Source organism: Algoriphagus ornithinivorans, from assembly GCF_900115305.1.
In the GTDB taxonomy this organism is placed as follows: domain Bacteria; phylum Bacteroidota; class Bacteroidia; order Cytophagales; family Cyclobacteriaceae; genus Algoriphagus; species Algoriphagus ornithinivorans.
Map to the genome: position 1 here is coordinate 227,154 of NZ_FOVW01000008.1, position 18,803 is coordinate 245,956.

At 38.0% G+C, this 18,803-nt stretch carries 21 protein-coding genes; 9 read left to right on the forward strand and 12 right to left on the reverse strand.

Translation table 11 applies throughout. The annotated features are described in order from the left end of the window. Positions 1–153 precede the first annotated feature (153 nt). Entirely contained in the window at positions 154–1,389 is a 1,236-nt protein-coding gene (locus BM073_RS14100) for a sensor histidine kinase (protein WP_091654962.1), read from the reverse strand. A 143-nt stretch (positions 1,390–1,532) separates the two neighbouring features. On the opposite strand from BM073_RS14100, the gene BM073_RS14105 reads away from it, so the two are divergent. After that, a complete protein-coding gene (locus BM073_RS14105; protein ID WP_091654963.1) occupies positions 1,533–2,003 on the forward strand; it encodes a Dps family protein in 471 nt (156 codons plus the stop codon). Between the two features lie 73 nt (positions 2,004–2,076). On the opposite strand, the gene BM073_RS14110 is transcribed toward BM073_RS14105, so the two are convergent. The 9 genes from BM073_RS14110 to BM073_RS14150 all read right to left on the reverse strand — a co-directional run bounded on the left by BM073_RS14110 (position 2,077) and on the right by BM073_RS14150 (position 10,104). After that, positions 2,077–3,381 (reverse strand): ABC transporter permease, encoded by a 1,305-nt coding sequence (locus BM073_RS14110; protein WP_091654964.1) that lies wholly within the window; start codon positions 3,379–3,381, stop codon positions 2,077–2,079. Continuing rightward, entirely contained in the window at positions 3,374–4,267 is an 894-nt protein-coding gene (locus tag BM073_RS14115) for an ABC transporter ATP-binding protein (protein ID WP_091654965.1), read from the reverse strand. The genes BM073_RS14110 and BM073_RS14115 overlap by 8 nt, the downstream gene beginning before the upstream one ends. A 10-nt stretch (positions 4,268–4,277) precedes the next feature. After that, entirely contained in the window at positions 4,278–5,165 is an 888-nt protein-coding gene (locus tag BM073_RS14120) for a toast rack family protein (protein WP_091654966.1), read from the reverse strand. 80 nt (positions 5,166–5,245) lie between these two features. Next, positions 5,246–6,355 carry a molecular chaperone DnaJ gene (dnaJ, locus tag BM073_RS14125; protein ID WP_091654967.1) on the reverse strand — a complete coding sequence of 370 codons (1,110 nt, stop codon included), beginning with the start codon at positions 6,353–6,355 and terminating at the stop codon, positions 5,246–5,248. 2 nt (positions 6,356–6,357) lie between these two features. Continuing rightward, the gene (locus BM073_RS14130; RefSeq protein WP_091654968.1) at positions 6,358–6,915 is read right to left on the reverse strand and encodes a nucleotide exchange factor GrpE; all 558 of its coding nucleotides are present in this window, start codon (positions 6,913–6,915) and stop codon (positions 6,358–6,360) included. Positions 6,916–6,991: 76 nt separating this feature from the next. Then, a complete protein-coding gene (gene obgE, locus BM073_RS14135; protein WP_091654969.1) occupies positions 6,992–7,987 on the reverse strand; it encodes a GTPase ObgE in 996 nt (331 codons plus the stop codon). Between the two features lie 77 nt (positions 7,988–8,064). Beyond that, positions 8,065–8,637 (reverse strand): adenylate kinase, encoded by a 573-nt coding sequence (locus BM073_RS14140; protein ID WP_091654970.1) that lies wholly within the window; start codon positions 8,635–8,637, stop codon positions 8,065–8,067. Between the two features lie 21 nt (positions 8,638–8,658). Then, on the reverse strand, positions 8,659–9,192 hold the full coding sequence (gene hpt / locus BM073_RS14145) for a hypoxanthine phosphoribosyltransferase (protein ID WP_091654971.1): 534 nt from the start codon (positions 9,190–9,192) through the stop codon (positions 8,659–8,661). A 3-nt stretch (positions 9,193–9,195) separates the two neighbouring features. Then, a complete protein-coding gene (locus BM073_RS14150) occupies positions 9,196–10,104 on the reverse strand; it encodes a M20/M25/M40 family metallo-hydrolase (RefSeq protein WP_091654972.1) in 909 nt (302 codons plus the stop codon). A 171-nt stretch (positions 10,105–10,275) separates the two neighbouring features. Between BM073_RS14150 and BM073_RS14155 the strand changes: the two genes are divergently transcribed. The 5 genes from BM073_RS14155 to BM073_RS14175 all read left to right on the forward strand — a co-directional run bounded on the left by BM073_RS14155 (position 10,276) and on the right by BM073_RS14175 (position 15,090). Beyond that, positions 10,276–11,565 carry an OmpA family protein gene (locus BM073_RS14155; protein WP_091654973.1) on the forward strand — a complete coding sequence of 430 codons (1,290 nt, stop codon included), beginning with the start codon at positions 10,276–10,278 and terminating at the stop codon, positions 11,563–11,565. 126 nt (positions 11,566–11,691) lie between these two features. After that, complete coding sequence (locus tag BM073_RS14160) at positions 11,692–12,981, forward strand: OmpA family protein (protein ID WP_091654974.1); 1,290 nt, start codon at positions 11,692–11,694, stop codon at positions 12,979–12,981. 67 nt (positions 12,982–13,048) lie between these two features. After that, positions 13,049–13,693, forward strand: a complete 645-nt coding sequence (upp, locus tag BM073_RS14165; RefSeq protein ID WP_091654975.1) for a uracil phosphoribosyltransferase — start codon at positions 13,049–13,051, stop codon at positions 13,691–13,693. A gap of 3 nt (positions 13,694–13,696) precedes the next feature. Beyond that, positions 13,697–14,635, forward strand: coding sequence for a calcium/sodium antiporter (locus BM073_RS14170; RefSeq protein ID WP_091654976.1), 939 nt, complete (start codon positions 13,697–13,699; stop codon positions 14,633–14,635). Next, complete coding sequence (locus BM073_RS14175) at positions 14,632–15,090, forward strand: hypothetical protein (protein ID WP_091654977.1); 459 nt, start codon at positions 14,632–14,634, stop codon at positions 15,088–15,090. The genes BM073_RS14170 and BM073_RS14175 overlap by 4 nt, the downstream gene beginning before the upstream one ends. Here BM073_RS14175 and sdaAA read toward each other — a convergent pair. Together sdaAA and BM073_RS14185 are read right to left on the reverse strand one after the other, a co-directional pair. Beyond that, positions 15,079–15,987 carry an L-serine ammonia-lyase, iron-sulfur-dependent, subunit alpha gene (gene sdaAA / locus BM073_RS14180; protein WP_091654978.1) on the reverse strand — a complete coding sequence of 303 codons (909 nt, stop codon included), beginning with the start codon at positions 15,985–15,987 and terminating at the stop codon, positions 15,079–15,081. The two genes, BM073_RS14175 and sdaAA, sit on opposite strands and share 12 nt — an antisense overlap. Positions 15,988–16,021: 34 nt before the next feature. After that, the gene (locus tag BM073_RS14185; RefSeq protein ID WP_091654979.1) at positions 16,022–16,426 is read right to left on the reverse strand and encodes an OsmC family protein; all 405 of its coding nucleotides are present in this window, start codon (positions 16,424–16,426) and stop codon (positions 16,022–16,024) included. 71 nt (positions 16,427–16,497) lie between these two features. Between BM073_RS14185 and BM073_RS14190 the strand changes: the two genes are divergently transcribed. The 3 genes from BM073_RS14190 to BM073_RS14200 all read left to right on the forward strand — a co-directional run. After that, on the forward strand, positions 16,498–17,226 hold the full coding sequence (locus BM073_RS14190) for a hypothetical protein (protein ID WP_091654980.1): 729 nt from the start codon (positions 16,498–16,500) through the stop codon (positions 17,224–17,226). 55 nt (positions 17,227–17,281) lie between these two features. Beyond that, positions 17,282–18,160 (forward strand): lipoyl synthase, encoded by an 879-nt coding sequence (gene lipA, locus BM073_RS14195; RefSeq protein WP_091654981.1) that lies wholly within the window; start codon positions 17,282–17,284, stop codon positions 18,158–18,160. A 331-nt stretch (positions 18,161–18,491) separates the two neighbouring features. Next, a partial coding sequence (locus tag BM073_RS14200) for a transposase (RefSeq protein ID WP_245756428.1) occupies positions 18,492–18,803 on the forward strand: 312 nt, incomplete at its 3' end.

An 18,803-nucleotide genomic window follows, 5' to 3' on the forward strand; every position in this document is an offset into this window, starting at 1 on the left:
TTTCTTTCAGCCTGCAAAGGTAAGGAAAATGGATTTAGGAATTTAGAGTTACTAATAAGGATATCAAACTTATCCCTGATTGTTCAAGCTTGAGGATAAAGCATGGAGTTCCGATTTATTTTCGCAAATCGTCAATCTGTTTTCGATAATTCCTCAATATTCCAAAATTCCTTCTGTGACAAACTGTTCTGCACCCTCCAAAGTGCTGAGTAAGACAATTCTAAAAGTAGTGCCAACTCCAACTTCTGAGCTTTTAACAAAAATTTTACCTCCGTGGTAACTTTCTATGATTCTTTTAGCCAAAGTCAACCCTAAGCCCCATCCACGCTGTCTGGTAGAAAAACCGGGATTAAAGACTTTTCTGAAAAGTCGTTTTTCCATCCCCTTTCCATTATCTGTAATATCTATGATGACAAATTTATCACTGTCTTGAAGCAGCTCAATAGTGATCGTCCCTTTGCCCTTCATGGCATCAACAGCATTTTTACAGATATTTTCTATCACCCATTCAAAAAGGGGTTTATTCATCATGGCATCCAAATCTCTGGAGTCAGCCTTAATATTTAAATCCACTTTGGTCGAAATTCTTGGCCGGAGATAAGTGATCGTTTCTTCTATGACCTGATATAAGTTCTCAGCCTGAATCATAGGCTTGCTTCCAATACTTGAAAATCGCTCCGTTACCATTCTCAACTTCACGACATCCTTATCCATTTCAGTGATAATCTCCTTATTTTCTTCCCAAACAGGAGAGTTTCTGAGATAATCTATCCAAGCCATCAAAGAGGCGATCGGAGTTCCCAATTGATGGGCAGTTTCCTTGGTCAGTCCTGCCCAAACCCGATTTTGCTCTGCGATTTTACTTTGGTTAAAAATTGCATAGGCCAGCATTCCAAAAATCAAAATTACCGCCAGTTGCACATAAGGATAATATTTCAAATTGATGAGCAATTCGGAATTGCGATAGTAAACCAGAATATCTGCTTCCCGAAGTAGAATAGGCTCATATTCGGCCTTCATTTTTTCCAATTCAATATCCAAAGTCCTCAGAGAATCCTCTCCATCCGCATTTTTCTTGAATCGTATATTTCGAAATTCTATAGGCTCACCACTGGCATCCACCATAATTACAGGAATAGAATAATTCTGCTGGATGATTTCCTGATTGATAAAAGTTAGGTTATCCGTATTGGACGCGGCATATTCAAGTGCACTGGACAGGAGCTCTATCTGTCTTCTTTCCCTCTCTCTGAGTTCTTCCACCAGTCGGTTGGTATACCAAATGGAGCCGGCTCCGATAATTAAAGATACAATTACAACCAACCATTTGACTTGTTTTCGGTTTTGATAGAAGTCGATTGATGTAAGATCCTGGAAACGGTTTTTCATGCAGTTTAACTTGGCCTTTAAGGCTATTAACTCCTTTATTCCATAGATAGTATATCTCAGCTATAGATATTATCAGTTGGCTTCAGGAAGTGGATTTTAGTAAATTTAAGGTATTAAATCTAAGACAAAAACAAAATAAAAATATGAAAACGAATGACATCGGATTGGGCGTAAAAGACAGTATAGCCCTTATAGAAAAGTTAAATTTATTGTTGGCCAATTATCAGATTTACTATCAGAATCTGAGAAACTTTCATTGGAATGTAAGCGGTCCAAATTTCTTTGAACTCCATGCGAAGTTTGAAGAGCTTTATACTACTGCGAATGAAAACGTGGATGAAGTAGCAGAGCGGATTTTAACCTTGGGAGGAAGACCATTATCCTCTTACGGAGAGTATATTGAGAATTCTGAAATCAAGGAAGCGAGAGAAATTCAGGATTCTAAAAGAATGGTGGAAATTGTTCGAGAGAATCTAAATACTTTACTAAAAGTAGAGCGTGAAGTACTGGATTCTGCCTCCGAACAAGGAGATGAGGGTACCGTCACATTGATGAGTGATTATATCACAGCCAAAGAAAAAGTGGTGTGGATGCTCTCTGCATACCTGAAATAAATTCAGAGAGTAACTAGTTTTAATTCAATTGAAAAGCGGAACACTGAGGTAAATTTCAGGTTCCGCTTTTCTTTTAATTCGAAGATTTAATCCACTTCCAAAGGGTTTTGTAGGATGGCTTGGTGCCATGCATTAAAATACCGATCCTATAGATTTTTCCAGCAAGCCAAGTGGTAGCCAAAAACCCTAAAATCAAAAAGAGCATAGAGAGTCCCAATTCCCAAAATGGAACACCATAACTTACCCTTCCCATCATGGCTATGGGTGAAGTCAAGGGGATAATAGAAAGCCAAAAAGAAGTGGTACTATTTGGGTCTTGCAACACAAATACAAACAAACCCATGTAGGCTACTATCAAAGGAACCGTAACTGGAAGCATGAATTGCTGAGCATCGGAAGGAGCATCCACAGCAGAGCCAATACCTGCAAACAAGGCCCCATATAATAAATAGCCTCCTAAGAAGTAAAATATAAAACTGGAAATAATACTGATAAAATCGATCCCTGCAATGACTTGCAGTATTTCAGCAAATTCAGAATTATCTGTTTGAATCATATCAGCCTGTGCCAATTCCATCGCTTGCTCTTGAGGCATTTGAAGGCCCAGAATTCCTGTTACCACAGTAGTCAGAGTGCCTATCAAAATAATCCAGATTAAAAGCTGGGTTAAACCCACTCCGGCAATACCGACGATTTTCCCCATCATCAGCTGAAAGGGTTTGAGAGATGAAACCAGTATTTCAACAATCCGGCTGGACTTCTCCTCAATTACCCCTTGCATGATTTGATTTCCATAAATGAAAATAAACATGTAAATCAGAATTCCAGCTAAAAACCCTATCGCGTAATTGACTGTTGCATCGGATACTTTTTCTTCTCCTTTTTGGTTCAGTGTGATAGATTTCAAATCAACTGAAGTACGAATATCTGATAGAATTTGTGGGTCGATTCCTGAATCGTAAAGACGCTGATCCTCAATTTTTTTCTTGAGACTACTCTCTAGGTAAGAGACCAGACTCATGCTGGGATTTTCCTCTCCGTAAAAGGTAATGCCCTGAGGATTTTTTAAATCTATTTTAGGAATATATAAAAATCCATATCGGTCTCCATTTTGAACGAGAAGCTTTGCCTCCTCAGGACTACTATCGGAAAATGAAAAAGCATATTGTTGAGAGCTTTCCATGAAAAAAAGCTTATTCTCATCCACCACTTCTATAATTCTTAGAGATTGGTTCTCTTTCTCTTCTACCGCAATCCAAACAAAAATCGCCATGATTGCCGGAAAAATCAGCGGCGTAAGCAAAGTGGCCAATAAGAAGGACTTCTTTTTTACCCGAGAAAGGTATTCTCTCTGAATGACTAACCAGATTTTATCCATTTTGAGTTGATTTTACCTGGTGAATAAAAATTTCTTCCATACTGGGAATTACTTCTTGAAAATTGGACACTTGTCCGTAATTCATTAATTCTATCAAGAGTTCATTGGGAGTTTTACCGCTCAAAGGCAGCGTAAAATGCACGGATTCTCCGTCAGTTTGAACCGCCCACTCAGTAGGAATAGGAAGAGTAGGTTGGTCAATACTAATTCTAAAAACTTCCGGTCTGTAGCTGTTTTTTACTTCTTTGATCGTTCCGTCTAAGATTTTGTGCGAACGATTGATCATAGCAACCTGATCGCAAAGCAACTCTACGGATTCCATCCTATGCGTACTTAAAATGACTGTGGTCCCTTGATTTCTCAGTTCCAGAATTTGGTCTTTGATGATTTCAGCATTCACGGGATCAAAGCCAGAGAATGGCTCGTCTAAAATTAACAAGGGAGGGTTGTGAATAATCGTAGAGATAAACTGAACTTTTTGAGCCATCCCTTTAGATAGGTCTTCTATCTTTTTATCCTTCCATGTGCTCATTTCCATCTTGGCAAGCCAGTTATGGATTCGCTTTTTGGCTTCTTGTTGGGAAAGGCCCTTGAGTCTGGCAAAATAGAGCATTTGATCCCAGACTTTCATTTTTTTATAAAGCCCACGCTCCTCAGGAAGGTATCCTATAAGACTGATGTGTTTTGGAGCCAAGGGCTGCCCATCAACCAAAACCTCGCCGGAATCAGCATCTATAATTTGATTGATAATTCGAATCAAGGTAGACTTCCCCGCACCATTGGGCCCCAAAAGTCCAAAAATTACTCCTTTGGGAACTTTTAAATTAATATCTGTAAGAGCTCTATTTAAGCCGTAGGTTTTATTAAGGTTGCGGGTTTCTAGCATTGAAAAGGTCTTATTCTACTGTCAAAGATCCTACACCAACATCAACAATCAATTCTAGTAGGTTGGGGTCATCAGGGTCATACCCTTTAGACACATAGGTCTCATCTCCCAAAGAACGTAAAAATTTTGGGATAGAAGTTCTGCACATAGCAGTTGTTCGGACTTTTATTCGAACTGGGAAGTTTTCAGGGGGAAGTTTAAGTTTCAACGTACCGGCACCTACTGCTGCAATGACACTTGAGGACGAGGACATTCCATCGCTAAAATTCAAATTCAAATTGCCATAATTGACCTCAAAAATCATTTTTTTGGCATTGGTGAAATTAGCCGACTGTACATTTACAGTACCCATATTTAAGGTAACCAACAATGTATCCATCCTGACTCTATTAGGATCTTCATTCCCGTAGTGGATTTTCACATCTGCGCTGGCACTTTTAACTTTTAACTGGCTGATAGGCAGCTGTGCCAAGTCAAATTCTGCTTTTCCTACTCCTAATGTAAAATCTAAATGATATAGAAAATTAGAGTTTAGACTGATATCCCAGCTATGTCCAAAATCATCATTTCCCGATGAAAAAATTTTCGAGGTAATACTCTTACCAAGGTTATCTGACTCCACATTTTTATGTACGAGAGAAGAATACAAAATATTATCGCTAACCTGATGTGAAAAATAAGGCAAAATATTAGCCTTCTCCAAGTGACCATGGATAGCAATAGGGTCCGAAATCCTTACCCTTTTAAGATGTGTAGAGCTTTTATAACTAGAGAATTCGAATAATACTAAATCGAAGCCTTCTTTTTCAGGAGCACGATACTCCTTAATCAACTGCGCGTTACTTGCACCTACCCCACCTAAGATTACTAGAAAAAGCAGACAGAATTTTCTCAGCATACGGATAGGTTACGACTTGACATGGAAAAGGTTTTTAAAAATATAAAAAAAGCCAGAATTGCTTCTGGCTTTATCAAATTTTAGAAAAACTCTTTCATTTTATCAAAGAAGGATTTGTCTTGTCTTCCTGGATCCGGTTTGAAATTTTCGGAATCTCTCAAGGCTTCCAAAGTCTGTCTTTCTTCTTTAGACAATTGAGCAGGAGTCCACACATTGACCATAATCAACTGATCTCCTTTGGTATAGCCATTAATATCTTTGATTCCTTTTCCTTTCAGTCTCAGCATTTTTCCAGACTGAGTACCCGGATCTATTTTGATTTTCACTTTTCCATCAATGGTTGGAACTTCCACAGAAGCCCCCAAGGCAGCATCTAAGAAAGAGATATAAAGATCGTAAATGACGTTATTTCCATCTCTTTGAAGTGTATTATCCTCAACCTCTTCTATCACTATTAAAAGATCGCCGGGGATTCCTCCTGGAATTTCATTTCCCTTTCCAGACATACTTAATTGCATTCCTTCAGCTACTCCTCCAGGGATATTGATAGAAATCACCTCTTCCTTGATAATAAGACCTCTGGAATCTGCTTCAGCAGGTTTTTTATCTACTATTTGGCCACTTCCTCCACAAACACCGCAGGTGCTAGCAGAAACCATCTGACCAAGCATGGTATTTACCACCTTTTTTATCTGACCAGATCCTTGACAGGTCGAACAAGACTTGAATGTAACGCCAGGGGCAATGACATGCCTTTTAACTTTGATTTTTTTCTCTACACCATTGGCGATTTCCTGAAGGTTAAGCTTCAGTTTTACACGAAGGTTTGTGCCTTTTTTGGTACGTCTACCTCCACCACCTCCACCAAAGAATGAGGAGAAACCTCCCCCTCCTCCAAAAATATCACCAAACTGGGAGAAGATATCTTCCATATTCATACCTCCTCCACCGAAGCCTCCGTTTCCACCAAGGCCTTGATGACCGAATTGATCATAGCGCTGTTTCTTCTCAGGATTGCTCAGGACCTCGTAGGCCTCTGCAGCTTCCTTAAATTTTTCTTCAGCTTCTGGATTATCCGGGTTTTTATCGGGGTGATATTGGATTGCAAGCTTTCTGTAAGCCTTTTTGATCTCGTCAGCTGAGGCGCTTTTGCTTATACCCAATACCTCATAATAGTCTCTTTTTGCCATAATTACGCTCCTGTCACAACTTTGGCAAAGCGAACCACCTTATCTCCTAAGGTGTATCCTTTCTCTACCACGTCAATTACCTTTCCTTTCATTTCTTCACTCGGTGCTGGAATCTGAGTAATCGCCTCTTGAGTGTCGGCATCAAAAGGTTGCCCTATCAAATCACCCATTGGCTTTAACCCTTTGTTTTCCAATATTTTCAAAAGCTTATGGAAAATCAACTGATTTCCTTCACGCACTTTTTGAGCATCTTCTTCACTTTCATTTGCTTTGAAGGCCCTTTCAAAATCATCAACTACTGGAATCAAATCTCTAAGCACATCTTCAGAAGCAGTTTTGATCAAGTCAAGTCGTTCTTTCGCATTTCTCTTCCTGAAATTTTCAAAATCTGAATAGAGTCTCAGATATTTATCTTTTACCTCAGCTAATTCAGATTCAAGTTTCGCTAAAGAATCATCTGCTGTAGAATCAGTTTCTTGCTCTTGAGTCACTTCCTTTTCGGGAGTTTCCTCTACTGTCTCTTGAAGATTGTCTTTTACTTCTTCTTCCTTATTTTTCATAAATTATAAATCAATAGCTGGTTTATTCTAACTCATCAATATTATTGCCATAGAGCTCAACCTGACAAAGTGGCACTCATCCTTGGTGGATAGCCTGCCAAATCATATCCTTTAATTTATCCAAGTTGGTTTGGGCTACGGCTGAAATGAAAACAGATGGTATGCCCTCAGGTAATTCATTTTTCATTTCAGTCATCAACTCATCATCCAACATATCTGACTTGGAAATTGCCAGTAATCTCTGCTTATCTAAAAGCTCAGGATTATACTTTTCAAGTTCCCCCAGTAATATTTTGTACTGTTTTTTGATATTATCCGCATCTGCCGGTATAAGGAAAAGAAGGATAGAGTTTCGCTCTATATGTCTCAAAAATCTTATTCCAAGGCCTTTTCCATCAGCTGCACCCTCAATAATTCCGGGTATATCAGCCATCACAAAAGACTTATCATCTCTATATGCCACCACTCCCAAATTTGGCACGAGAGTAGTGAACGGGTAATCTCCTATTTCAGGCTTTGCAGCAGAAATTGATGAAAGGAGGGTGGATTTGCCTGCATTTGGGAATCCTACCAAGCCAACATCAGCTAATAATTTGAGTTCAAGAATAATCCATTCTTCAATACCTGTTTCTCCTGGCTGAGCAAAGTGAGGTGCCTGATTGGTAGCGGATTTGAAATGATCATTTCCCAAACCTCCTCTTCCTCCTTTGGTGAGGATTACTTCCTGTCCGTCTTCAGTTATTTCAAATCTTTTCTCTCCAGTCTCTGCATCTTTTGCAACTGTCCCTAATGGAACTTCCAAAATGATATCTTTTCCGTCGGCTCCAGTGCGTCTCCCACCTTCGCCCGATTTTCCAGATTCAGCGATAACGTGCTTTTTATATTTCAAGTGAAGCAAAGTCCATAATTGGGCATTCCCTTTCAATATGATATGGCCTCCCCTTCCACCATCTCCGCCATCAGGACCTCCTTTCGGCACATGCTTTTCTCTTCGAAAATGCAGAGATCCTGCACCTCCAGCACCTGATCTGGAACAAAACTTAACGTAATCTATAAAATTGGAATCAGCCATAATTTGCTTTAAATAAAAATGGCTAAGCAATCAGCTTAGCCAAATTTCGAATTGCAAAATTAGCAATTTTAAAGGAATCAGTAACTATCAATCACCTTTGTGATATCTGAGAAGATTTCATCGATAGCACCTACCCCATTGATTTTCTTGAACTTCCCCTGCTTTTCATAATAATCAGCAACTGGAAGAGTTTCGTCTAAGTAAACCTTAATCCTAGTATTTATTTTTGCATCGTCTTGGTCATCCACCCTACCAGAAGTCTTACCCCTTTCTTTAATTCTGGCTTTCAGTACGTCCTCAGGAACATCTAAAGCGATCATTCCTGAAATACTCATGCCGTGCTTTTCAAGCATTTCATCAAGTGCACTAGCTTGAGCAGTAGTTCTTGGAAATCCGTCAAAAATAAAACCTTTGGAATTTTTAGTGGAAGCAATTTTTTCTTCTACCATCCCAATTACGACTTCATCAGGCACCAAACGCCCTTCATTCATATATTTTTTTGCCAAGTTTCCCAATTCGGTCCCTTCGCCTAAGTGTTTTCTAAAAAGGTCTCCAGTAGATAGATGCGTCAGTCCGTATTTTTGAATCAGCTTTTCACTTTGAGTGCCTTTCCCAGCTCCTGGAGGGCCAAATAAAACGATATTATACATTCTAATTTTTTTTAATTCGGATCATTTTAACTGATAAATTTCAGGAAGCTCTCTCCCATACCCATCATAATCCAATCCATAACCGACCACAAATTTATTGGGAATTTCAAAACCCACATAATTAAGCGGGTAATTAAAACGAAAAGCATCTGGTTTAAATAAGAGTGTTGCTATAGAAACCGAGGCAGGATTATGGGTTTTCAGGGTTTTTAAAAGGAAATTCATGCTGATTCCTGTATCAACAATATCTTCCACTATCAAAACATTTTTCCCTTCTATAGGGTCATTTAATCCCATTACTTCCTTTACTTTTTCTTGAGATTCAGTTCCAGAGTAGGAAGAAATCCTGATAAAACTAGTTAATAGCTTAACGCTTTGAACCTCTCGACATAGGTCTGCAAATATGATGAAAGAGCCGTTCAATACTCCTAACATGATTAGCTCCTGCCCATGAAAATCTTTTGAAATCTCATTACCAAGCTCCCTAAGCCGAAGTTTGATTTCTTCTTCCCTGATGAAAACCTGAAAACTTTTATCTTTTATCTGAACTTCCATAATTTATAGTGAATCCATTAAATATTTATGCATCTCAATCATTGACTGCAGATCTTTCAAAGATACTTTTTCATCTGGAGTATGCACATTTTCTTCTGCAGCGCCCACAAACACCCAGTCAATTGCATAAGGTGAAAATTGAACCTCTCTTCCATCACTTCCTCCATATGCTTCCACTTCCAATTGAAAAGGAATTCCACTTTTTTCAGCAAGAGAAATCACTTTATCTATGAATTTTTTACGAGGTATAAATTTATCTCTTATTGAGATAACAACTCCATTATGTGGCAAGACACCTTCTGTCACCCAAGTTATATCGGCTATTAAGGCTTGTCTTACAGGTGAAGTTTCTTGAATAAATTTCAATAAAAACGGCATACTTCCACCACCGTGCTCCTCATATGTAGTAAAAACGACCCATCCATCTTGGATTGTCTCACAAACTTGCAATGCGGTGTATAGCCCCAACCTGTTGTCCAAATAGGCAGCCTGAATAAATTCTTCATCAATTCTTACATTTTGAGAGAATGCTAGTCTAGTACCCCTTTCAATTGCGCGTGGAAAATCATGCAGGGGACTATCTTCATCTCCAATTAATTTACAATGGATTTTACCGAGGGAATCTTGGCCAACAAGTTCTGTCTCCTTGATAAACTCTGGTCCGCCCACTGGAATCAGTTGATTTTCATACCGTACCATGAACCCAATGGTATCCATATGTGCAAAAAGAGCTGTACGAGGAGTCCCAAACTTCAGTAAAATACAATCGTGAAATTCTTCACCGAAAAACACTTTAGGCTGAACATTCCAGAATCTTTGCCGTTTATCAATGTATTCTAAGATAAAATTTGTAGTGTCTTGCTCATCGCCGGAAACACCGAATTTTTTCAATAAATCGAATAATAATTTCATATTGGCATTAATTATGTAAAGTTTTTGTTGTTATTTGAAAAAAATCGCAAGGATTATTTTATTTGTTAATTGGCATTTAAATAATTCATCTAGATTTGCAGTAAATTAAAAGTTTATAAATTTGTATTCACATCAATCAAACACTTAAAATTTGAACAAAAATTTTTTGTTATGAAAAAACTAATACTCTCAACACTTATGGCAGGAGCCTTGGCTATTGGTGCCAATGCTCAAGACTACGACAAGTTGTCTTTGGAAATTAATGGTGGCTTTAACAAGCCAATGGCTCCATTAGCTCCTCAGTTCTTATCACCTACTTTAAATATTGGACATGTGGACTTTGGAGTTCGATATATGTTCAATGAAAAATTTGGCGCAAAACTCGATTATGGTTTCGGCTCTATGAGCGAAGCAAATAGTAACAGAGTAAATAGCCTTCAACCATTTGACACAAACTATTGGAGATTAAACCTTCAAGGTGTGGCCAATATGGGAAGAGTCTTAAACTTTGAATCATTTAGCAGATCATTCGGCCTATTGTTGCACGGTGGTGCAGGTATGGGTGCTGTTAAGCCACAGAGCAACAGATTTGCTGGAACCAATGATATCGTATACAATTTGATATTCGGATTAACTCCACAGTTAAAGTTATCCAAAAATATCGCCTTGGTTGGTGACATTTCTACTATCTTGAATGGTCGTCAGACTGTATCTTGGGATGGATCTACTGAGATTCTTCCAGATCTAGAGAATGGTTACTACGGTACTAACGGTACTTGGTGGACTGGTACTATTGGATTGAACTTCTACTTAGGTAAAAGCGAAGAGCACGCTGACTGGTATATTGCAGCTGACAAATACGCTACAAAAGAAGAGCTTGCTTCTCAAATCAACGGAATCAAAGATATGTTGAAAGATTCTGATGGTGACGGAGTTCCTGATTACTTAGACAAAGAACCAAATACACCTGCTGGAGCAAGAGTTAATTCTGCTGGTACTACTTTAGATTCTGACGGTGACGGTACGCCTGACCACTTGGATAAATGTCCATTCCAGCCAGGACCTGCTTCTACAAACGGATGTCCTGTTGAAGAAGTAAGAGAAGAAGTTGATTATTTGAAGAAGGCTATTAATGATGGTTATGTAAATGTTTACTATGCTTTCGATAGCTCTAAGCCATTAGGCTACTCTATTAGCGCAGCAAATTATGTAGCTAACTTCTTGAAGAGAAATCCAGGTGTATCTGTAGAAATCAAAGGATATGCTGACGAATTAGGTCCAGAAGATTACAACATGAAGCTTTCTGAGAAAAGAGCGAAAGCAGTTTATGATATTCTAATCGCTGCAGGTATTAACTCTTCTAGACTTTCTTATAAAGGTTATGGTGAAGATACAAGCGTAGACAAATCTTCTGCTGATGCAAGACAAATGGCAAGACGAGCTTCTTTCGAAGTAAAATAATTGTAAATACAATACAACAAAAACCTGATCGTAATGGTCAGGTTTTTTTTTGCACTATTTAAGCCTATTGAACCTGAAAATTTCAATATCTTTGAGACACACCCTTAAAAAAATCCTCACATAACCATGAAAAAAGTAATTCTAATCTTGGTTTACATGGGTCTAATTTCAATAGGATACGCCCAAAAAGAATTCAACCAATGGAGTATTGAAACTAATATCGGATTCAATAAAGCGATGTCTCCCTTAGCCCCTCCCTATCTTACTCCAACTTTAAATGTTGGCCACTTTGATGTAGGAGCAAGGTATATGATCAATGAAAAGTTTGGCATAAAGGGCATATTTGAAGCAGGTAGTTTTTCCAATTGGGAAGGAAAAAGCCCTGATTTCAAAACTAACTACATGAATCTTGGCCTTGTTGGAGTTGCTAATCTAGGACGGATTTGGAATTTTGAATCCTTCACAAGAAAATTTGGATTTCTCGGGCATTTTGGAACTGGCGTTACCCGTATCAAATATATTACAAGTCCACTACCAATAGTTCCTGAATATAGCCAAGTTATTAAAACTGGAATTACAGGACTATTTAAATTCTCGCAAAACATAGCGCTAAGTGGAAAAATTGAAATGAATTATAATTCAAGACAAGATTTTACTTTTGATGGATCACAGTACAATACTTCACTTCCAGTGACGGTTCCTGAAAACCCTAGGGGACATGCAACTGGTGTATGGTGGGTAGGAACATTAGGTCTAAACTTCTATTTAGGTTCCAAAGAGCAACATGCTGATTGGTATATAAAACCTGATCCTTATTTAACAAAAGATGAACTTGCAAGTCAAATATCAAGTATCAAGGACATGTTGAAAGATTCTGATGGAGACGGAATCCCGGATTATTTAGATAAAGAACCTAATACACCTGCTGATGCTAGGGTAGGAACTGATGGGGTAACCTTAGATTCTGATGGAGACGGCCTCGCTGATCATTTGGATAAATGCCCTTTCTTACCTGGACCCGCTGCAACTTCAGGATGTCCAGTAGAGGAAATAATAAACCAAGAAGACTACTTGAAAAAAGCAATTCAAGACAACTACGTCAATGTCTATTTCGCATTTGACTCTTCAAAACCACTAGCATTTTCCATTTCCTCTATACAATTTGTTTCTAACTTCTTGAAAAGAAACCCAGGTTTAAAATTAGAGGTTAGAGGATATGCTGATGAAATTGGGCCTGAAAATTACAATTTGAAACTTTCTGAAAAAAGAGCCCAAGCAGTTCATGACTTATTAATTAAATCAGGAATAGATGCGGCAAGATTGACCTTTAAAGGATATGGCGAAGATACAAGTGTAGATAAGAATTCAGAAAATGCTCGACAAATGGCAAGAAGAACAAGTTTTGAAATAAAATAATTTGAACGAAATAAAAATCTGAAAACCCGGCCTCCATCAGCCGGGTTTTTTCTATTAAATTAGCTTCATGTTCATCTTAGCAAATCAACCATCTATAGCTAATCAATTCATAGCAGAAATGCGAGATATCCGAGTCCAGCAAGATAGAATGAGATTCAGAGAGAATTTAAAAAGACTTGGAAGCATTTTGGCATATGAGATTTCAAAATCCTTTCCATACGAAGAGAAAGAAATAACAAGTCCACTCGCAAGCTCTAACACTTTATTGCCTTCGTCGCAACCTGTCTTGATAGCTGTCTTAAGGGCATCTCTTCCCTTTTATAATGGATTTTTGAGCGTATTTGATCAATCTGAAAGTGGATTTATTGGAGCTTTTAGGAAAGAAAATACAAGTGATGAAATCCAGATAAACTTGGGCTACCACGCTAGTCCTTCTTTGGATGGAAAAATCGTCATCTTGGCAGATCCAATGCTTGCAACAGGAAAATCATTTCTTGCATCCATTGAAAAATTATTAGAACACGGAACACCATCTAAAATCCATATTGCTGCTGCATTTGCTGCTCCAGAAGGTATTCAATACTTACAAAATCACCTGAAAATCCCACACCAATTTTGGATTGGTGTGGTTGATGAAAAATTAAATGCTCAATCTTATATAGTTCCTGGGCTTGGAGACGCGGGAGATTTGGCATTTGGTCCTAAACTTTAAATAATGATTGCATATTTATTACTAGCTCTAGGTCTAATTATATTATTGGTAGGCGGAAAATTTTTGGTTGACGGAGCTTCAGCGATTGCCGTTAAATTGGGAATGAGTAGTGGATTGATTGGACTAACGATCGTAGCCTTTGGTACCTCTGCGCCTGAGTTACTAGTAAGTGTTAATGCTGCCTTAAAAGGAAACAGCGATATTTCCATAGGAAATGTAGTAGGGTCAAATATTGCAAATATAGGCTTAGTACTAGGTTTAAGCGGGATATTTTATCCCATTATGATCAAAAGGTCACACCTTCGATTTGATTATTTGGTTACTGTTTTGGTTACTATTTTATTTTTCATTCTAGGATTAAACGGATTAATTGGCCTTTGGGAAGGAATACTTCTATTTAGTGTTTTTATTCTATTCAACTTTTATCTATTTAAAAGTTCCAAAGGAGGAATTGCTGATGATAAGGAGGTAGAAGCAGAAATAGAACAGGTGAAAGGTTACAGTTGGCTAATTTCGATAGCTCTTTTTTCAGCAGGAATTATTGGGCTTTATTTTGGGTCAGAACTTCTGGTTGAAAATGCAGTTAAAATATCCAGAGAATTCGGAGTTTCAGAAAGAGTAATTGGGGTTTCAATTATTGCTATTGGAACAAGCTTACCGGAACTGATCACCTCAATAATGGCAGCTCTTTCTAAACGTACTGATTTAGCCTTGGGTAATATTCTTGGAAGTAATATCATGAATATTTTATCTATCATTGGAATTACAGCAATCATACAGCCTATTGGAGTTTCTGAGGATTTCCTGGATGTAGATTTTCTTTGGATGATAGGTATTACGCTTCTATTATTTCCTTTAATGAAAACAAAAATGCAAGTTTCAAAAATTGAAGGTTCTATTCTATTTGGAAGCTATTGTCTTTACATGTTTTTCCTGTTATGAGTGAAACTGTAATTACATTTTTAGGAATTTATTTCCTTAGCTACTTTAAATTTATAGCAGGGCCAGTTTTAGGTTCTGCAGCAGGTTACAGTATTGGGTTAACTATCTTAGTCACTGTAGCAGGAATGATGTCTAGTGTATTTTTGTTCACCATGCTTGGTGAAAAATTCAGGTCCTATCTAGCTTTGAGGTTTTATAAGGGTAAGCCTGTTTTTTCTAAAAAAAATAGAGCAATTGTAAGGCTTTGGAAAAAATATGGGGAAATAGGGATAGCATTGGCTACCCCATTAATCCTGACTCCAGCGGGTGGGACTTTGATTTTAGTTTCTTTTGGGACTCGTAAAAGGACAATTTATTTCCATATGCTGTGGTCATCTATCCTTTGGGCTACTTTTTTTAGCCTAACTATAGATAGAATTCTTTCAATTCCATTTTTTCAAAATTTACTCGGGTAATTCTTCATCTGGTAGGATTTCAATATCCTGAATCAATACTCTTTTCGATATCTCTTGACCCGTAAGTGTTGCCGCTAATCCTCCCATAGCCGTTTCCTTGTATTTGCTTTCCATCGAGGCTCCTATTTCCCCCATCGCCTCAACGCATTCATCAACTGGAATTACTGCATTTACGTTTGCCAAAGCTATTTGAGCTGAACTGAAAGCTATACTTGCAGCACTGGCATTTCGAACCACACAAGGAACTTCTACCAGGCCTGCAACAGGGTCACATACCAAACCCAACATACATTGGATAGTCACTGCAACAGCCGTAAAAACTTGGTCTATACTTCCTCCAAGACAATAAACAATTGCTCCAGAGGCCATAGCGGCAGCTGAACCAGTTTCAGCCTGACATCCTCCTACAGCTCCTGCCAAACTTGCTCTTTGTTCAATAATCAATGCGATTCCTGCACCTACAAGGAGTCCTTTTACTATTTGTTCATCTGAAAGGGAATGGATTTCCTGTAAAGTCACCATAGTTCCAGGTAAAATTCCGGAGGCTCCAGCTGTAGGAGCTGCAACAACTCTTCCCATACAGCTATTGACTTCCTTGGCTGCCAATGCTCTGGAAATGAGTTTTTGAAACTCAGGAGATAAAACTGTCAATGGGTGATTAAAAACTTTCTTAGCCCCATTATCTATCATCCCACTGTTGGATTTCATATCTTTTTCAAGCCCGGTCTTTACAGCATCTTTCATGACCGAATAGGCTTTTAACAAACCAGCTAATATTTCTTCTTTGTTAGCTCCTTTTTCCTCACATTCATATTCAATGACAGATTCTTCTAGACTGATGTTTTTATCTAAACAATAGTCTTTCCATCCTTTAAAATTTTCAAAGAGATAGCACATAGGTTTTGGGTTTATATTATTTAAAAAGGAGACTTTAGAAATTAAAATTGATGGTTTGTTTAATTTCTGAATCTAAGCTTAATGCTACTGGGCAAGTTTTGGCTGCATTTTTCAGTTTTTGAATCAATACCGGATCGCTGATTGGATCTTCCCATTGAAAATCAACTATAATTTCAGCTATTTTTCGGGGATTGGATTGCATTACTTTTGTAACCTCCCAATCCAAACCATCTAATTTGTGACCATTATTTTCTGCAACTATACCCATGATTGTAACCATACAGGAGCCTAGAGCCGAAGCCACTAAATCTGTAGGAGAAAAAGCTTCGCCTTTTCCATTATTATCAACGGGAGCATCTGTAAGTATGTTCTTACCTGATTGTAAATGCGTTGAAGAGGTTCTCAAATTTCCTAAATATGAACTTTTTATCGTGGGCATAAACTCTTACTTTTAATTTTCAGTTAAATACTTGAGTTCAAAAATAATTTAATATTTCCTACCCACAGTCAATGAGCAATTTTAAAATCCTCTTTTTTATTTGGTTTGCCTTCTTGGCTAGCAGTGCTCTGGCACAGCGGGAAGATGCTGGAAACTATGAATATGACAGGGAATTCCTTTTTGGTTTAAATAAAAACACCAACGGAGGATTAATTGGAGGTTTAGTCTTTAAGGTCGGTACCCGAATAGACGATCAGCAGTTTTCTTTTCTTTCTGTAGAACTTTCCAATGTTAAAAGCCCAAAAGAAGTACGCTATAATACAGTTCTTGGCAATAGCTACATATTCGGAAAATCGAATTATCTATACTCAATTCGGCCTCAATACGGGCGGGAAATAATACTTTTCAAAAAGGCACCAAATCAAGGTGTTCAGGTTTCTGCACTTGCAGCTGTAGGCCCATCAATTGGTTTGATTGCCCCATATTATATAGAATATGCAGTGAATAGACTTGAGACAGTAAGAGAGCAATATAATCCCGAGGTTCATCAAAGTAGATTTAACATACTCGGAACGGGTAGGCTTTTTGAGGGAATCGGTGAATCGGAATTAGCAATTGGAGGTAATTTCAAAGCTGCATTAAACTTTGAATTTGGGGTGTTTAGAAGTAATGTGACAGGAGTGGAACTTGGATATATGTTGGAGGGTTTTACCAGAGAAATCCCATTAATACCGACTTCTGAAAACAGGCAAATATTTCAGTCTGCCTACTTCACATTTTATTATGGTTTCAGAAAGTAGGTAAAATTGGGTTTTGAATTGATTACCTGTAATTTTGCCTTCAAATAAATCGACTATGATTGAATTGCCAGTGATATCCGAAGAAGCTACCAAAAGAAAAAAGCCTGATTGGCTTCGGGTTAAGCTTCCTATCGGTAAAGAATATGCAAAAGTCAGAAAACTAGTAGATGAGCATAAACTTCATACCATTTGCGAAAGCGGTAACTGTCCAAATATGGGTGAATGCTGGGGTGCTGGTACTGCTACTTTCATGATTCTTGGAAATGTATGTACTAGATCCTGTTCATTTTGTGCAGTAGCCACAGGAAGGCCGCCTGAATATGATGAAGACGAGCCAAGAAGAGTTGCTGAAGCAATTAGGTTAATGGGAGTAAAACATGCCGTTCTTACTTCTGTAAATAGAGATGAATTGAAAGATCGTGGAGCTGAGATTTGGTATCAGACAGTTGTAAAAACAAAAGAACTTTCACCAGAGACCACCATTGAGACATTGATTCCAGATGTAAAATCTAACTGGGATGCCTTGTATAGAATGATCAGTGCGGGACAAGAAGTGGTATCTCATAATATGGAAACTGTTGAGTCTTTGTATAGAAGAGTAAGACCTCAGGCGAAATACAATAGATCCCTGGAACAAATAAAGCTTACCAAGGAGTACGGCAAAAGAACCAAGACAGGTATCATGCTAGGGCTTGGAGAGACTAAAGAGGAGGTTTATAAGGCTATGGATGATCTAGTAGCACACGGTTGCGACATCCTAACTCTGGGACAGTATTTACAGCCAACCAAAATGCACATTGAGGTAGCTGAATTCATTCATCCTGATCTTTTCGACCATTATCATGAAGAAGGCCTTAGAAGAGGTTTGAAATATGTTGAATCAGGACCATTAGTAAGATCTTCCTATCATGCTGAAAGGCATGTCAATGTTTGATAAAAATTAAAGATAGCCGGCTAACAGTCGGCTTTTTTATTGTTTATTCTTTTCTAATATTAAAATTATCGATTGCCGCCCTTTCCAGATTAATAAATACGTCCAGAGTCCCATCCCTAAAACTGGATATGGCTTATGACTATAATTACTTCAATGAAGCAGTTTTCACGTGACGTTAAAGGGAAAGTTTGATGGATTATTGGTCATTAAGTTATTGAGTTATTTGTTATTGAGTTATTTGTTATTGAGTTATTTGTTATTGGAATACATCTCCAATTGAATTCTTTACTCTTGTCATTCCCTGAAATAGGTTGACCGTTTTTAAATCAGAATGAAGATGCTAAAAACGGGAAAAAGGATCAATTCACATCGTAAATTTTCTGAAGAATTTAAACGTAAATTAGTAGACGACTTCGAAAAAGGAGTCATGTCTGTTCCTCAAATGCAAAAGCATTACGGAGTTTGTAATGCTCTTATTTATCGTTGGATTTACAAGTATTCCACTTACAATGAAAAAAATATCAGAATCGTTGAGATGAAAGACAGCCAGACACATCGGCTAAAGGAACTCGAAGAAAAGGTCAAGGAGCTCGAACGAACCGTTGGACAGAAACAGATCATGATTGACTACTTAGAAAAGATG

What these genes read in the sequence shown, in the direction of transcription:
- BM073_RS14115 (WP_091654965.1), bottom strand. Translation starts at nt 4,267, where the DNA reads ATGCTAGAAACCCGCAACCTTAATAAAACCTACGGCTTAAATAGAGCT.
- BM073_RS14155 (WP_091654973.1), top strand. Translation starts at nt 10,276, where the DNA reads ATGAAAAAACTAATACTCTCAACACTTATGGCAGGAGCCTTGGCTATT.
- BM073_RS14170 (WP_091654976.1), top strand. Translation starts at nt 13,697, where the DNA reads ATGATTGCATATTTATTACTAGCTCTAGGTCTAATTATATTATTGGTA.
- BM073_RS14160 (WP_091654974.1), top strand. Translation starts at nt 11,692, where the DNA reads ATGAAAAAAGTAATTCTAATCTTGGTTTACATGGGTCTAATTTCAATA.
- BM073_RS14150 (WP_091654972.1), bottom strand. Translation starts at nt 10,104, where the DNA reads ATGAAATTATTATTCGATTTATTGAAAAAATTCGGTGTTTCCGGCGAT.
- BM073_RS14130 (WP_091654968.1), bottom strand. Translation starts at nt 6,915, where the DNA reads ATGAAAAATAAGGAAGAAGAAGTAAAAGACAATCTTCAAGAGACAGTA.
- dnaJ (WP_091654967.1), bottom strand. Translation starts at nt 6,355, where the DNA reads ATGGCAAAAAGAGACTATTATGAGGTATTGGGTATAAGCAAAAGCGCC.
- sdaAA (WP_091654978.1), bottom strand. Translation starts at nt 15,987, where the DNA reads ATGTGCTATCTCTTTGAAAATTTTAAAGGATGGAAAGACTATTGTTTA.
- BM073_RS14110 (WP_091654964.1), bottom strand. Translation starts at nt 3,381, where the DNA reads ATGGATAAAATCTGGTTAGTCATTCAGAGAGAATACCTTTCTCGGGTA.
- hpt (WP_091654971.1), bottom strand. Translation starts at nt 9,192, where the DNA reads ATGGAAGTTCAGATAAAAGATAAAAGTTTTCAGGTTTTCATCAGGGAA.
- lipA (WP_091654981.1), top strand. Translation starts at nt 17,282, where the DNA reads ATGATTGAATTGCCAGTGATATCCGAAGAAGCTACCAAAAGAAAAAAG.
- upp (WP_091654975.1), top strand. Translation starts at nt 13,049, where the DNA reads ATGTTCATCTTAGCAAATCAACCATCTATAGCTAATCAATTCATAGCA.
- BM073_RS14175 (WP_091654977.1), top strand. Translation starts at nt 14,632, where the DNA reads ATGAGTGAAACTGTAATTACATTTTTAGGAATTTATTTCCTTAGCTAC.
- BM073_RS14105 (WP_091654963.1), top strand. Translation starts at nt 1,533, where the DNA reads ATGAAAACGAATGACATCGGATTGGGCGTAAAAGACAGTATAGCCCTT.
- BM073_RS14120 (WP_091654966.1), bottom strand. Translation starts at nt 5,165, where the DNA reads ATGCTGAGAAAATTCTGTCTGCTTTTTCTAGTAATCTTAGGTGGGGTA.
- BM073_RS14185 (WP_091654979.1), bottom strand. Translation starts at nt 16,426, where the DNA reads ATGCCCACGATAAAAAGTTCATATTTAGGAAATTTGAGAACCTCTTCA.
- BM073_RS14140 (WP_091654970.1), bottom strand. Translation starts at nt 8,637, where the DNA reads ATGTATAATATCGTTTTATTTGGCCCTCCAGGAGCTGGGAAAGGCACT.
- BM073_RS14100 (WP_091654962.1), bottom strand. Translation starts at nt 1,389, where the DNA reads ATGAAAAACCGTTTCCAGGATCTTACATCAATCGACTTCTATCAAAAC.
- obgE (WP_091654969.1), bottom strand. Translation starts at nt 7,987, where the DNA reads ATGGCTGATTCCAATTTTATAGATTACGTTAAGTTTTGTTCCAGATCA.
- BM073_RS14190 (WP_091654980.1), top strand. Translation starts at nt 16,498, where the DNA reads ATGAGCAATTTTAAAATCCTCTTTTTTATTTGGTTTGCCTTCTTGGCT.